Source organism: Pseudomonas sp. 1152_12, assembly GCF_052850675.1.
This window is the reverse complement of record NZ_VXCW01000004.1, coordinates 495039-509994: the sequence shown is the minus strand read 5'-3', so window position 1 is coordinate 509994 and position 14956 is coordinate 495039. Positions and strand designations below refer to the sequence as shown.

Here is a 14956-nt window from a genome sequence, read left to right as displayed (position 1 = left end):
GCATCGTCCACGGGTGGGCGATGCATGGCTGGGGCAATCTTAACGGCGCTCAGCGCTTATTAAGCACCCGCGCCAACCGATCCCCACCCAATTGAATCACCGCCACCAGAATCACCAGCAGCACGATCACGGTGAGCATGATCTGCGTATCAAAGCGTTGATAGCCATAGCGATAAGCGATGTCGCCCAGACCGCCCGCACCAATCGCCCCCGCCATGGCCGATGAGTTGATCATCGTCACCAACGTGATCGTGAACCCGCCGACGATCCCCGGCAGCGCTTCCGGCAACAGCACATGCCAGATGATGTGCCAACGACGGCAGCCCATGGCTTGTGCGGCTTCGATCAAGCCATGGTCGACCTCACGCAAGCTCACTTCGGCGATCCGCGCAAAGAACGGCGTGGCGGCGATGGTCAGCGGCACCACGGCCGCCCATACACCGTAGGTGGTGCCGACGATCAGCCGGGTAAATGGAATCAGCGCCACCATCAGAATCAAAAACGGAATGGAGCGGAACAGATTGACGAACGCCCCCAGCACGCGGTTCAGCGCCGGTGCCTGGTAGATCCCGCCCTTGCCGCTGGTGACCAGGAACACCGCCAACGGAATCCCCACCAGCAGCGCGATCAACGATGACACGCCGACCATCAACAAGGTGTCGATAGCGCCCTGCAATAAGCGATCAAACCCCATAGCCCAGCACCTCCACCTGTTGCGCCCAACGCCCGGCGCGATGGCGCAGTTCTTCGGCGTTGTGCGGTGAACCGTTCACCGCCAACAGCAATTGACCCAGGGCATGCCCCTGGATGCGTTCTACGCCGCCTTGCAGCAAGCGCACGCGCCCGCCGAGGGCGTTGAACAGCGCAGCCAGATCGGGCTCCTCGGTGGCACTGCCGGTGAATTGCAAACGCAATACCAGCGCCGCGTCGGCGCAGGTCTGGGTGAGTTGCAGACGGCTTTGCAGTTCTTCCGGCAGCCGGTGTTGCAGTGGCGCCAGCAGGGTTTTACTGACCTCGTGCTGTGGGTTGCCGAACACGTGCCACACCGGGCCTTGCTCGACGATGCGCCCGTGCTCAAGCACCCCTACGCGGTCGCAGATTTCGCGAATCACCGCCATCTCATGGGTGATCAACACGATGGTCAGGCCCAGGCGCTGGTTGATCTCGCGCAGCAGGCCGAGAATCGACTGCGTGGTCTCCGGGTCGAGCGCCGAGGTGGCTTCGTCGCACAGCAGAATCTGCGGATCGTGCACCAGCGAGCGGGCAATACCCACGCGCTGTTTTTGCCCTCCGGAGAGCTGCGCCGGGTAGGCCTTGTGCTTGTCGTTGAGGCCCACCAGTTCCAGCAGCTCGCGTACCTTTTGCTCGCGTTGCAGTTTGGGCACCCTGGCAACTTTGAGCGGCAACTCGACGTTCTGCCAAACCGTTTTGGCCGACATCAGGTTGAAGTGCTGGAAGATCATGCCGATGCGCCGACGCAGCACCACCAGGTGGTCTTCGTCGTATTGGCCGATGTCCACCTGATCGATCAACACCCGCCCGCTGCTCGGTTGCTCCAGGCGGTTGATGGTGCGAATCAGCGACGATTTACCGGCGCCGCTGCGGCCGATGATGCCGAACACTTCACCGCGCTGGATCGACAGGTCAATGCCTTGCAGGGCATGCACGCTGCCGTCATAGGTTTTGCCCAGGTTGATAAAACGCACATGGGCGCGGTTCAGGTCCGGGTGCAGTTCGGTCTGCTCGGCGCTCCTGGGCGGCAAGCCCAGGTCGCGCAGTTGAGTGTTGGCGGCAGTCATTTTTTATTTTCCCCGCCCACTTGGTAGAGCTTGCCGAGGGATTTATCCAGGGCCGCACGCACCACCGGCGAGTGCTGGTAGATGTCGACGAACTTGGTCACGCGCGGGTCGGTTTTGCTCTTTGGCTGGATCACGAACTGGATCACGTATTCCGGGTGGTCGAGGCCGTCGAACAGCAACGCCGACTCGGCGTCGAAGGTCTTGGACAGGCGGATATATGCCGGGTAGCCCTGCACCAAGTCCGCGTCGTCATAGGCGCGCACCAGTTGCACGGCTTCCACTTGCAGGATCTTGATTTTCTTCGGGTTGGCGACGATGTCTTCTTCGGTGGCCTTGTAACCCACGCCCGGCTTGAGCGTAATCAACCCGGCCTTGGCCAGCAGTTGCAGGCCACGACCGCTGTTGATCGGGTCGTTGGCGATCGCCACGCTGGCGCCTTGGGACAAGTCGTTGAAGCTTTTGTATTTCTTCGAATACAGCCCGACGTTATTGATGATCCCCGGTGCGTACGGCACCAAGTCAAAACCGGCGGCAGCCTTGGCGTTTTCCAGGAACGGGATGTGCTGGAAGTAGTTCACGTCGATATCGCCGGCGGCCAGGCTGACGTTGGGCGCAATCCAGTCGGTGAACTCCACCAGCTCGACGTTCAGGCCTTGCTTGCCAGCTTCGGCGACAGCGGCTTCCAAGGGGATCGCGAAGGCGGCGGTGGTACCGACTTTCAGTGGCGCATCGGCGGCGAAGACCGCCGAGCTGAATAAACCAAGGGCCAGGGCCAGTGCTTTGACTGGGTGAGTGAGCAGTGTCTTTTTCATAGTCGGTTTCCAGTCATAAGGTATTTGGGCAAGCGATGAAGATCCAATGTGGTAGCGGGCTTGCTCGCGAAAGCGGTGTGTCAGCAAACGAATTCGGTGACTGGCACACCGCATTCGTGAGCAAGCCCGCTCCCACATTTTTTGATTAGTGACGGTAGGTAGAACCGGTGTGTTGTTCGGGTAAGCGAGCGGAGCCACGGAACACTTTCTCGCGCAGTGTTCCGTGCTCGTAAGCGGTTTTGTAGGACCCGCGCTTTTGCAACTCCGGCACTACCAGGTCGATAAAGTCCACGTAGCTTTCCGGCGTCACAATGCGCGTCAGGTTGAAGCCATCCAGCCCTGTCTCACTGATCCACGACTCCAGCTCGTCAGCGACCTGTTCCGGCGAGCCAACCAAGGTGATGTAGCGCCCGCCGAGGGCGTGCTGCTCGAGCAATGTGCGCCGGGTCCAATCGTTGTTTTGCAGGTTCTGGGTGGCCGACTGGATCGCGTTGCCCAGTACGTACTGGATCGGTTCGTCCAGTTCGTACTGGGCAAAATCAATCGCCGTCGATGCCGAAAAATGCGCCACGCCGGCCTCCGGGCTGGCGTAGCTCAGGTATTCGGTATGCTTGGCCCTGGCCGACTCTTCTGTGGCGCCAACGATCACGTTGAGGCCCATGAACACCTTGATGTCGTCCGGGTTACGCCCAGCCTCGACCGCATTGGCGCGGACCTTGTCCACTTGGACCTTGGTCGCCGCCTTGTTCTGCCCGCTGATAAACACGCACTCTGCATGCCGTCCGGCGAACAGCAAGCCGCGATCCGAACTGCCGGCTTGGAACAGCACCGGCGTGCGCTGCGGTGATGGTTCGCAGAGGTGATAACCCTCGACGTGATAGAACTCGCCGTGGTGCTCGACTTTGTGCACTTTGCCTGGTTGTGCATAGACCCGTTGCTGCGGATCGTTGATCACCGCGTCGTCTTCCCAGCTGCCCTCCCAGAGTTTGTACAGCACTTGAAGGTACTCATCGGCCTGGTTGTAACGCCGATCATGCTTAACCTGTTCGGTCAGGCCCATGGCCTTGGCGGCGCTGTCGAGGTAGCCGGTGACGATGTTCCAGCCGACCCGGCCACGGCTCAAATGGTCGAGGGTGGACATGCGACGGGCGAACAGATAAGGCGGCTCGTAGGTAAGGTTGGCGGTGAGGCCGAAGCCGAGGTTTTTGGTCACTGCCGCCATCGCCGAGACCAGCAGCAGTGGGTCGTTGACCGGCAGTTGGATCGACTCTTTGAGCGGCACATCGATGGCGTTCTGGTAGACGTCGTACACGCCGACGATGTCGGCGATGAACAAACCGTCGAATAGCCCGCGCTCGAGTGTTTGCGCCAGCTCGGTCCAGTACTCGACGGTTTTGTACTGCGTTGATGTGTCGCGTGGATGCGTCCACAGGCCATGATTGATGTGCCCGATGCAGTTCATGTTGAAGGCATTGAGCAGGATTTTTTTCTTCGCCATTTAAAGGGTCCCCCGCAGTGGCGGGTTTTCATCGTTGAGGTAGTAGTTGCCCACAGCGAAGTACTTCCAGCGCACCGGGTCGTGCAGGGTGTGCACGCGGGCGTTACGCCAATGGCGGTCGAGGCCGTGTTCGGCCAGGGTCGCCTGGCTGCCGGCCAGTTCAAACAAGGTGCTGCCGGCGGCCAGGGCAATTTCGGTGCTCAGGGCACGCACTTCGGCGACGGCGATGGAGGCTGCCGCGACGGTCTGCGCATTACTGTCGGCCTGGGCACGGTCGAGGAACTCGCCGGAGCGTTCCAGCAACGCTTGCGCCGCGTGCAGGCGGATGCTCAGGTGGCCGAAGCTTCTCAGGGTCAACGGGTCTTCAGTGGCCTTGTCGTTGCCGGAGTCGATCCATGGGCGGGTCTTGGTGCGCACAAAGTGCAGCGCATCCTCAAAGGCAGCGCGGGCGATGCCGGTGTCGATGGCGGCGTGAAGGATCTGCGCCAGCGGGCCTACCGTGGTCGGGCGCTCGAAGGCGCTCTGGAATGGAATCACGTCTTGCGCTGTGACCCACACATTGTCGAACACCACCGAACCGCTGCCGGTGGTGCGTTGGCCGAAGCCGCTCCAGTCGTCGATTACGTTCAGGCCTTCGCTGTCGCGGGGCACAAAGGCCAACTGCTGCACGCCGTGTTCATCCACCACCGAGGTCGGTATACGTTGCGCGTAGATGGCGCCGGTGGCGTAGAACTTGCGGCCGGTGATACGAAAACCGTCACCGTCGCGGGTGATTTTGGTCACGCGATCGTGAGCAGTCTTGGTGCCCAACTCCGCCAAGGCGTTGCCGAAACGTTGACCTGCCAGCACTTCGGCGTACAGGCGTTGCTGCTGTGCAGGGTCGCCGTTCACGCGCAGTACTTCCAGGGCATAAAAGTGGTTTTGCGGGATCTGGCCCAGCGACGCATCCGCCTGGGCAATCAGCGCAATGACCTTGGCCAGGGTGACGTTGGACACACCGGCACCGCCGTGTTCCTTCGGCACGCTGATACCCCACAGGCCGGAGCGCGAAAATACGTCCAGTTCGGGCAGCGGCAGGCGGCGTTCACGGTCGCGTTGGGCGCTGTCGCGGCGGAAATCTTCGGCCAGGTCGCTGGCGACAATGAGGGCTTGTTCGTCGCTGGTGATGACCGCAACGTTAGGGGAAAAAGTCATAAGTTTCTCCAGATGTCTGGCCGGTCAGATCCAGGAATGTCGAGCAGGCAAAGTGCCGTTCAGTCGATAAGTGCCCACGGCGTGATATTTCCAGCGCACCGGGTCGTGCAGGGTGTGCACGCGGGCGTTGCGCCAGTGGCGGTCGAGGTTGAATTCGGCGAGGGTGGCGCGGCTGCCAGCCAGTTCGAAGAGTTTTTCGCTGACCAGCAATGACACCTCGGTGGTCAGCACTTTCGCCTCGGCCACGGCAATCGAAGCCTGCGCGGCGGATTGCGCGGTGATCGGCGCCGCGCTGACTTCGTCCAGGACCTTGCCGGCCTTGCGCAACAAGGCTTCGGCGGCGTGCAGTTCGATCTTCAGCTTGCCGATATCGGCGATGACATACAGGTCATCGCTGGCGCGTTCGACCTTGGCATCGATCCACGGGCGCGAGCGTTCGCGCACGAATGCGATGGTGTCATCGAGTGCGCCACGGGCGATGCCCGCGTCGATGGCGGCCTGGATCAATTGCGAGACGGCCCCCTGGATATTCGGGCTCTCGCCGATGCGCCAATTCTCGACCACCAGTTCTGCATCCACCGGCACCCGGTCGAGCAGCACGGTGCCGCTGGCGGTGGTGCGTTGGCCAAAGCCCGACCAGTCGTCAACAATGCGCAGTCCTTTGGCGCCTCGGCGTACAAACGCCATGACTTGTTTGCCGTCAGCGTTCAACGCCTTCACCGCCACCCAATGGGCAAACAGCGCGCCGGTGGAGTAGAACTTCTGGCCGCTTACCACGTAGCCGTCGCCCTCGGCGGTGATACGCGCCTTGAGCTCCAGGGTGTTTTTGGTGCCGCGTTCCGGGCCGCCGTTGCCGATGCGCCAGCCATCGAGGACGCTTTGGAATAGCTGCTTTTTCTGGCGTTCGGTCGCGGCGCCCTGCACCAGGTGCAAGATGCCGAAATGGTTCTGCGGGATCTGCCCGAGGGCCGGGTCCGCTGCGCTGATGATCGCGAACACGTCGGCCAAGGTGGTGAAAGACACCTGGGGGCCGCCGTATTCACGGGGAATGGAAATACTGCCCAACCCGCTGCGGGTAAATTGTTCGATTTGTGCCCATGGCAGCTTGCGCTGCTGGTCGCGCCTGGCCGCTTGCAGACGCGCGGCCTGGGCCAATTCATGGGCTGCGCTCAACGCTTGCGCGTCGTCACGCAGCACAATGGCCGGCAGCAGCAGTGGGGCTACATCCAGATCACTCTGGGTGGGTGTTAGAGCCAAATTAGACATCAGCGCCGCTCCTTGGCTGCACGTAATGCCCTGGCGTTATGCACCGGGGTAATTTTGACCATACCGACCTCGCATTCAATGAAATGAAAACAGAAAAATCAGAGATGTCCGGTGGTCCGGTGCATATACCCTAAGCGTGTTAAATCTTTAAAGGAACTAACTTCTAGGAATATGCATAGAAGGGCTGTCACCCAGGTTCGCAGGGTGAGCCGCACTGGCGCGGCTGATAGGTCGATGCGGCCTTGGCCGGGCGGGGCGGCGTTTGTGGCGAGCAGGCAGCGATGGTCAGGCTGCGCACCGGTGCCCAGCGTGAATTATTGCCGACGCGGTCAAGGATGCAGTACGTCACGTCCAGGCGGCTGTCGTCGCCTGCTTCGATAATCACCGCTGAGGGCACCCACACCTGCACCGCCAAGCCGACGCCTTTGGCCTGGATTTTCGGCAGGTCCAGGCGCACGTCACCCCAACGCAGGGTAATGGCGTCGCCGCTGGCCATGTTCAGGTAGGGCTCAATGCGCAACGGAATGCCGCGCCGTACCTGGCTGGGGTTGATGCCGTAGCGTCGGATGGTGTCGGGCAGGCTGACGGGCGCGAGGTTCTGGTTCTCGTCGCTGAAGAGGGCCGAAGGTTGGCCACCTGGGTAGTTGGTTTTTACCCGCACCTGCGTGACGGCCGAGCGTGCCGGACCATGGCCGATCTGCATGACTTGGTAGTGAACCTGCGCTGGCCCGTCCAGCACAAAACTTTCCGGGACCCGCAGGTGGGTAGGTGTGCCGATTTTGCACGCTGTTACGCGCCGAGAGTCGGCAAAGCAGTTGTTCCAGAACAACTCGATCAGGTCACCTTCCTCCATGCCGGGGTAGGGTGCGATAGCCACTTGCAGGTGGGTGGCGGCGAGGGCATTGATACCGTGTCGATGAGCCTGGGGCAGGGTCGGGGCGGTGAGCATGGCCGGGGTTGCAGTGCGCGTCATAAGTAATCTCCTTGATGCAGCCAGCAGCAATCGTTACGGCGCCCGTGGCGCGGTTGTGCGCAGGTGCCGAAAGGAACGATTCAGTGAATAGCCGGGATAGGATCCAATCCTCTGAGCGCTAGATAAGAGGGTTGTCCGGGGGGCGTCAATGGCGGCAAAGGGCTAAACGGCGGGTTGGGGTAGATTCAGACGAGTCTGACGAGGCGGGGGATTCTGAGACGGGTACGGCGGTGATTTTTACGCGTTGCAATAAGGGGTTCGTGTAGGAGCGGCTGATTGTGGCAAGGGCGCTTGTTACCGCTGGAGCAAGAAGCGCTCTCAACATTTTGGAGCTGCTACGCAGCCCAGCGGGAGCAAGCTCCCTCACCACAGTGCGGGCCTGCTCTCAGGCAATTAATGAGCCAGAAACTTGCTCAAGAACTGCTTGGTCCGCTCCTCCTTGGGGTTGGCAAACAACGCCTTGGCTTCGCCCTGTTCGACGATCACGCCCTTGTCGAAAAAGATCACCCGGTTGGCTACATCGCGGGCAAAGCTCATTTCATGGGTGACGATGACCATGGTGCGTTTTTCTTCGGCCAGGCTGCGGATGGTCGCCAGTACTTCACCGACCAACTCCGGGTCGAGGGCCGAGGTAGGTTCGTCAAACAGAATCACCTCCGGCTCCATGGCCAGTGCCCGAGCAATCGCCACGCGTTGTTGCTGGCCGCCGGACAGGCGCCGAGGGTAGGCCCCTTCCTTGCCCGCCAGGCCAACCCTGGCCAACAGCTTGCGACCCAGTTCGGTCGCTGCTTCGCGTGGCATCTTCTTGACCACGAGCGGGCCTTCGATGACGTTTTCCAGCGCGGTGCGGTGCGGGAACAGGTTGAAGTTTTGGAACACGAAACCCACGTGCTGGCGCAAGCGCCGCACCAGGCCTTGTTGCTGGTTAAGCGGCTTGCTGCTGTCGATCTCGATGTCACCCACCTTGATGCGGCCGCTGGTGGGCTCTTCGAGGAAATTCAGGCAGCGCAGGAAGGTGGTCTTGCCGGAACCGCTGGGGCCAATGATGGCGACAACTTCGCCTTCCTTGACCTCGAGGTCGATCCCGTTGAGTACCACCTGACCCTTGAATTGTTTGGTCAGTTTTTCAACCACGATCATGTTTCAAGACTCCAGGTCATGCCGGTTGACCCGGTCTTCCAGGCGATTTTGAAAATGCGCCAGGATGCTTGCCAGGATCCAGTAGATCAGGGCGGCGGAGAGGTACATGGTGAAGATTTCGAAGGTGCGCGCAGACACCAGTTGCGCCTGACGGAACAACTCGGGCACCTGGATGGTGGCGGCCAGCGCCGTGTCCTTGACCAACGAAATAAAGCTGTTGCCCAGCGGCGGCAAGGCCGTGCGCATGGCCTGCGGCAGGATGGCCCGGCGCAGGGTTTGCGCGCGGGTCATGCCGATACTGGCAGCCGCTTCCCACTGGCCGCGCTCGATGGAGCTGATCGCGGCGCGCAGGATTTCACAGGCATAAGCGGCCATGTTCAGCGAAAAGCCGATCATGGCGGCCGGGATAGGGTCCAGCTCGATGCCCACTTGCGGTAAGCCGTAGTAGATCAAAAACAGCTGCACCAGCAAGGGCGTGCCGCGAAAGAACGACACGTAGACACGGGCGGTCCAGCTCAAAAGTTTGAAGCGCGACAGGCGCATCAAGGCCAGGCCGAAGCCCAGCAGCAAGCCGAAAAACATCCCGCCAAGGCTAAGGATCACCGTGTAGTACGCGCCCTTGAGCAGAAAGGGCGCGGAGTCCAGCGCGAGTTGGAAACCTGCTTCCATTATTGAGTGACGTCAGCGTTGAAGTATTTCTCCGACAACTTCTTCAAGGTGCCGTCGGCGCGCAGCTTGTCGAGGGCCTTGTTCACCGCATCGAGCAGTTCAGGCTCGCCTTTGCGCAGGGCAATACCGGCTTCTTGACGGGAGAAGGCATCACCGGCGGCTGCGGTGTCCGGGGCTTTCTTGGCGTATTCCAGAGCGGCCAGACGGTCGATCAGAATGGCGTCGATGCGGCCGATGCGCAGGTCCTGGAACTTGGTGGGGTCATCGTTGTAGGTTTTGATAATGGCTTTCGGTTGATTGTCCTTGAGCCATTTTTCGTAGTTGGTGCCCAGGCCTACGCCAACTTTTTTGCCGGCCAGGTCGTCGGCGGTTTTGATGGTGTCGACGTTTTTCTTCAGCACCAGCGCTTGGATACCGGAAGCGGTGTAGGGCTTGGAGAAGTCATATTTCTTCTTGCGCTCTTCGGAGAGGATCACTTGGTTGACCACGGCGTCCAGGCGCTTGGATTCCAGGGCCGCGAGGATACCGTCCCACGGCGTGGCTTGCAGCTTGACCTTGACGCCCAGCTCTTTGGCCAGCGCTTCGGACAGCTCGACTTCGAAACCGCTGAGCTTGCCGCTTTCGTCGACGAAGCTGAACGGCGGGTAGGTGCCTTCCAGGCCGATCTTGATTTCGCCGGCTTTCTTGATGTTTTCCAACTGCTCGCCGGCAACTGCCTGGCTCAGCCAGCTAGCCCCGAGCGCCAGCCCCAATGTGCCAACCAGCAATGTGCGACGAAATACAGAAATAGTCATGAAGAGCCCCTGTGTTTTTATGTTGAGCGAAGCAGGTGACGCGGTAGTCGTATCCTGCCTTAAAGCGCGAAGCGCGTCTTCGCCTTCGGCGCGACTATAAAGCCAGCTTTTAAGACTTGAAAATAATATAAGTACAATCTTTTATTCTATATTGGAATATGACGCTGATTGATGTCGGAGCTGGCTTGCCTGCGACAGTGACGGGTCAGCACCTTATGTGTGGCTGACACACCGCTATCGCAGGCAAGCCACACACACATTTGACCCGCGTTCATTCAGTTAAATGCTGCGCCATAAGCAAACAACGCCGGCGCCCCGCCGGTGTGCAGGAAAATGATCGGGCCTTCTTCAAACCGCTGGCGACCGATGCCATCCAGCAATCCGGCCATAGCTTTGCCCGTGTAGACCGGGTCCAGCAGCAGGCCTTCCTGGCTCGCCAATAGCTTGACCGCAGCGAGGGTGCCGGCGTTCGGTTCGCCATAGCGCGGGCCGAAATATTCGTCCCACAAAATCACGTTGAACGCCTCGGGGATATCTACGCCGAGCAATTGGGCGGTGCGTTCGGCCAGGCCCTGCACTTTCGGGAACTGAGCTTCCTCGGTGCGCGATACCGTAATGCCCACCACCGGCAAGTTCGGCAGCACTTCACTCAAGGCCAGCGCGAGACCGCTGTGGGTGCCGGCACTGCCCGAGGCCAGTACCACGGCGGCGAATTCAATCCCGTTGTCTGCGATCTGCCCGGCCAGTTCCAGCCCGGCGCGTACATAGCCGAGGGCGCCGAGAGCATTGGAACCGCCGATAGGCACCAAGTACGGCTTTTTACCGTTGCTGCGCAGGCGATTGGCGAGGGCGTTGAGTTGCTCGTCGACGTTGTCGAGGTTCTCGACCAATTCAACCTTGGCGTCGAACAGCTCCAGCAGCAGGCGGTTGCCGTTGGCCAGGTAGTTAGGGTCTTCGGTGCCGGTGGGGTTTTCCAGCAGCGCAACGCAGCCCAGGCCGAGCTTGGCGGCCAGCGCAGCGGTTTGGCGCACATGGTTGGACTGGATTGCACCGGCGGTGACCAGGGTGTCGGCACCCTGGGCGAGTGCATCGGCAGCCAGGTACTCGAGTTTGCGCAGCTTGTTGCCGCCCATGGCCAGTGGTGTCGTATCGTCGCGTTTGACGTAGATGTCCCTGCCCAGCCAGGCCGACAGCCGCTCGAGTTTTTCCAGGGCAGTGGCGCCGCCCAGCAGTTCCAGGCGGTTAAAACGGTCGAGCTGTTGTTTGATCATGGCTACGCACGGTGGCTAAGTGATTGGGCGACTATAGGCAGGCACTTTTCATCGGGCAACCGGCAATCGCTTATTCCGTATGGTTCTTTACATCACACCATTGGTTCTTAAGAGCGGCTTGGGTGCATACCGTAAAGTGACGGCTATATCGTCAGGAGTGAATACCGTGAGTGAGCGTTCCAGTCATTGGCAATTGCAGACCATCGTCAGCCAACTGCGCAGCGCCCGGGACCAGTGGCGCACGCGCAATGGTCGCTTGAGTGGTGAGCACGGCGGGCGTGAATTGCCGTCGCGCGAAGCGGTGGCGCAGATTCTCGAGTCGCTGTGCGGCGCGTTGTTTCCGATGCGCCTGGGGCCAGTGGATTTGCGTGAAGAAAGCGAAGATTTTTACGTCGGTCACACGCTTGATGTCGCCTTGAATGCCTTGCTCGCCCAGGCGCGTCTGGAGCTGCGGTACGCTGCTCGCCAAGGCGGTAAAGATGACGGCGAGGTCGATGCCTTGGCCATCCGCCTGATCCAGGATTTTGCCTTGGCCCTGCCTTCCCTGCGCAGCCTGTTGGACACCGACGTGTTGGCCGCCTACCACGGCGACCCGGCCGCGCGCAGTGTGGATGAAGTGCTGCTGTGCTACCCGGGGATTCTGGCGGTGATTCACCATCGCCTGGCACATCACTTATATCGTGCCGGGTTGCCGCTGCTGGCGCGAATCAGCGCGGAGATTGCCCACTCGGCCACCGGCATCGATATTCACCCCGGCGCGCAGATCGGCCCGAGTTTTTTTATCGACCACGGCACGGGTGTGGTGATTGGTGAAACCGCGATCATCGGCGAGCGGGTGCGTATTTATCAGGCGGTGACCTTGGGCGCCAAGCGCTTTCCGGCGGATGAGGATGGTCAGTTGCAGAAGGGCCACCCACGTCATCCGATCGTTGAGGATGATGTGGTGATCTACGCCGGGGCGACGATTCTGGGGCGGATCACCATTGGCAAAGGCTCGACGATTGGCGGCAATGTGTGGCTGACCCGCAGCGTGCCGGCGGGGGCGAATATCACGCAGGCGAACTTGCAGCATGAGGATGGGGCACAGAAGTAAAGGACCTGCATACATCCAATGTGGGAGGGGGCAAGCCGCTTTCCGCATTTTTTGATCGCGCTCCAATTTTGAGCTGTGTTTAACGCGGAAATCGGTGAACGTTTTTCCTCGCGCACCCGTCATATCAATCCTTGAGCTAGTGTAGGAATTACCTACCACTCAGCTCTGCGATTAGTCCAAAACCGCTTATCCATGTTTAACTTGAATGTTCGTTCAAGTTAAACCGGTGGTTCGCTGCCCGCTCACAACAGGAGGCTTACCTTTGCTGAGTCCGTTATTTACAGCCACATCCCACACCCTAGGGGTGCATCGTTCATGAGTGCATCGTCCACCCCATCCAGTGGCATGGTGCGCATGAATGCGCCCGTTTTCTACTTTGCCGCCAGCTTCATCCTGCTATTTGGCATCACGGTCATCGCGATCCCGCAACAGGCCGGTGCCTGGCTGCTGGCCGCGCAAAACTGGGCGGCCAACACGGTCGGCTGGTACTACATGCTGGCGATGACCCTGTATCTGGTCTTCGTGGTGGTCACCGCGCTATCGGGCTACGGCAAGATAAAACTCGGTGCCGACCACGACGAACCCGAATTCAGTTACCTGTCTTGGGCGGGCATGCTGTTCGCCGCCGGGATCAGCATCACGCTGTTTTTCTTTTGCGTGTCCGAGCCGCTGACGCACCTGGTGCAACCGCCTCAGGGCGCGCCAATGAATGCCGATGCCGCGCGCCAAGCCATGCAGATTCTGTTTCTGCACTGGGGCTTGCACGGCTGGGGTGTGTTTGCCTTTGTCGGCATGGCCTTGGCGTATTTCGCCTACCGGCATAACCTGCCGCTGGCGCTGCGCTCGGCGCTGTACCCGCTGATCGGTAAGCGCATTAACGGCCCCATCGGCTACGCGGTGGATGGCTTCGGCATCATCGCCACGGTGTTTGGCCTGGGTGCCGACATGGGCTTCGGCGTGTTGCACCTCAACTCTGGCCTCGACTACCTGTTCGGCATTGCCCACACCCAGTGGGTCCAGGTCGGCCTGATCACGCTGATGATGGGCGCCGCGATCCTCGTCGCCGTCGCTGGCGTCGACAAGGGCGTGCGGGTGATGTCCGATATCAACATGCTGCTGGCCTGCGCGCTGCTGCTGTTTGTGTTGTTCGCCGGGCCCACCCAGCACTTGCTTAACACCCTGATCCAGAACATTGGTGACTACCTCGGTGCCTTGCCGACCAAGAGTTTTGATGTGTACGCCTACGATAAACCCAGCGACTGGCTGGGCGGTTGGACGGTGTTCTACTGGGCCTGGTGGATCGCATGGTCGCCGTTCGTAGGCCTGTTTATCGCGCGTATTTCCCGTGGCCGCACCATCCGCGAATTCGTGTTTGGTGTGCTGCTGATTCCGCTGGGCTTTACCCTCGCGTGGATGTCGATCTTCGGTAACAGTGCCATCGATCAAGTGCTCAACCACGGCTTGACCGCGCTCGGCCAGTCGGCCATCGATGACCCGTCGATGAGCCTCTACCTGTTGCTGGAAACCTACCCGTGGAGCAAGACGGTTATCGCCGTCACGGTGTTTATCAGCTTCGTGTTCTTCGTCACCTCGGCCGACTCCGGCACCGTGGTGCTGTCGACCCTGTCCTCCAAAGGCGGTAACGCCGACGAAGACGGTCCGAAATGGCTGCGCGTGTTCTGGGGGGCGATGACTGCATTGGTCACCAGTGCGTTGCTGTTTGCCGGCAATATCGACTCACTGAAGTCCGCGGTGGTGCTGACCTCGTTGCCGTTCTCGCTGATCCTGCTGTTGATGATGTGGGGCCTGCACAAGGCGTTCTACCTCGAATCGCAAAAGCAGATCGCGCAGATGCATTCCCTCGCGCCGGTGTCCGGCTCACGCAAAGGCACGGGCGGTTGGCGCCAGCGTTTGACCCAGGCGGTGCATTTCCCGTCGCGCGATGAGGTGTACCGGTTCCTTGAAGCCACGGTGCGCCCGGCGATCGAAGAAGTGACGGCGGTGTTTGTCGAAAAAGGCCTCAGCGTCGTCGCCCAGCCCGACCCAGCCAACGACAGCGTCAGCCTGGAAATCGGCCACGGCGAAGAACACCCGTTCGTGTATCAGGTGCAGATGCGCGGCTATTTCACACCGTCATTTGCACGCGGTGGCATGGGCTCCAAACAGCTCAACAACCGTCGCTATTACCGAGCGGAAGTGCACCTGAGTGAGGGCAGCCAGGACTACGACTTGGTGGGCTACACCAAGGAGCAGATCATCAACGACATCCTCGACCAATACGAGCGTCACCTGCAGTTCCTGCACTTGGTGCGCTGACGTAGTAATCCCCGCAAAGCCCCGTCCCACGGGGCTTTCTTAAACGTAATTTCATTCGTTGAAGCCCGGCTTTGACGCGCAACTGTCATCTGGCCACTGCGTAATTGTGTAAAGCGTTTGACGCTTTCATT

At 60.4% G+C, this 14956-nt stretch carries 13 protein-coding genes; 2 read left to right on the top strand and 11 right to left on the bottom strand.

Annotation, left to right across the window (positions count from 1 at the left end; translation table 11 throughout):
• Positions 1–49: 49 nt before the first annotated feature.
• The 11 genes from FW764_RS10140 to FW764_RS10090 all read right to left on the bottom strand — a co-directional run bounded on the left by FW764_RS10140 (position 50) and on the right by FW764_RS10090 (position 11416).
• The gene (locus tag FW764_RS10140; protein ID WP_446433805.1) at positions 50–694 is read right to left on the bottom strand and encodes a methionine ABC transporter permease; all 645 of its coding nucleotides are present in this window, start codon (positions 692–694) and stop codon (positions 50–52) included.
• Positions 684–1799 carry a methionine ABC transporter ATP-binding protein gene (locus tag FW764_RS10135; RefSeq protein WP_446433804.1) on the bottom strand — a complete coding sequence of 372 codons (1116 nt, stop codon included), beginning with the start codon at positions 1797–1799 and terminating at the stop codon, positions 684–686. The genes FW764_RS10140 and FW764_RS10135 overlap by 11 nt, the downstream gene beginning before the upstream one ends.
• On the bottom strand, positions 1796–2611 hold the full coding sequence (locus FW764_RS10130) for a MetQ/NlpA family ABC transporter substrate-binding protein (RefSeq protein WP_446433803.1): 816 nt from the start codon (positions 2609–2611) through the stop codon (positions 1796–1798). The genes FW764_RS10135 and FW764_RS10130 overlap by 4 nt, the downstream gene beginning before the upstream one ends.
• A gap of 145 nt (positions 2612–2756) precedes the next feature.
• The gene (locus FW764_RS10125; protein ID WP_446433802.1) at positions 2757–4109 is read right to left on the bottom strand and encodes an LLM class flavin-dependent oxidoreductase; all 1353 of its coding nucleotides are present in this window, start codon (positions 4107–4109) and stop codon (positions 2757–2759) included.
• Positions 4110–5303: an SfnB family sulfur acquisition oxidoreductase gene (locus FW764_RS10120; protein ID WP_446433801.1), complete on the bottom strand. Its 1194-nt coding sequence runs from the start codon at positions 5301–5303 to the stop codon at positions 4110–4112.
• Between the two features lie 24 nt (positions 5304–5327).
• Positions 5328–6569, bottom strand: a complete 1242-nt coding sequence (locus tag FW764_RS10115) for an SfnB family sulfur acquisition oxidoreductase (protein ID WP_446433800.1) — start codon at positions 6567–6569, stop codon at positions 5328–5330.
• A 187-nt stretch (positions 6570–6756) separates the two neighbouring features.
• Complete coding sequence (locus FW764_RS10110; protein ID WP_446433799.1) at positions 6757–7542, bottom strand: hypothetical protein; 786 nt, start codon at positions 7540–7542, stop codon at positions 6757–6759.
• A 393-nt stretch (positions 7543–7935) separates the two neighbouring features.
• Positions 7936–8682: an L-cystine ABC transporter ATP-binding protein TcyN gene (gene tcyN, locus FW764_RS10105; RefSeq protein ID WP_446433798.1), complete on the bottom strand. Its 747-nt coding sequence runs from the start codon at positions 8680–8682 to the stop codon at positions 7936–7938.
• Positions 8683–8685: 3 nt separating this feature from the next.
• Positions 8686–9351: a cystine ABC transporter permease gene (gene tcyL / locus FW764_RS10100; RefSeq protein ID WP_017135731.1), complete on the bottom strand. Its 666-nt coding sequence runs from the start codon at positions 9349–9351 to the stop codon at positions 8686–8688.
• Complete coding sequence (tcyJ, locus tag FW764_RS10095; protein ID WP_446433797.1) at positions 9351–10145, bottom strand: cystine ABC transporter substrate-binding protein; 795 nt, start codon at positions 10143–10145, stop codon at positions 9351–9353. The genes tcyL and tcyJ overlap by 1 nt, the downstream gene beginning before the upstream one ends.
• 275 nt (positions 10146–10420) lie before the next feature.
• Positions 10421–11416, bottom strand: a complete 996-nt coding sequence (locus FW764_RS10090) for a D-cysteine desulfhydrase (RefSeq protein ID WP_446433796.1) — start codon at positions 11414–11416, stop codon at positions 10421–10423.
• Positions 11417–11582: 166 nt separating this feature from the next.
• On the opposite strand from FW764_RS10090, the gene epsC reads away from it, so the two are divergent.
• Both epsC and betT read left to right on the top strand, forming a co-directional pair.
• Complete coding sequence (gene epsC / locus FW764_RS10085; protein ID WP_446433795.1) at positions 11583–12509, top strand: serine O-acetyltransferase EpsC; 927 nt, start codon at positions 11583–11585, stop codon at positions 12507–12509.
• Between the two features lie 354 nt (positions 12510–12863).
• On the top strand, positions 12864–14825 hold the full coding sequence (gene betT / locus FW764_RS10080; RefSeq protein WP_446433817.1) for a choline transporter BetT: 1962 nt from the start codon (positions 12864–12866) through the stop codon (positions 14823–14825).
• Positions 14826–14956 lie beyond the last annotated feature (131 nt).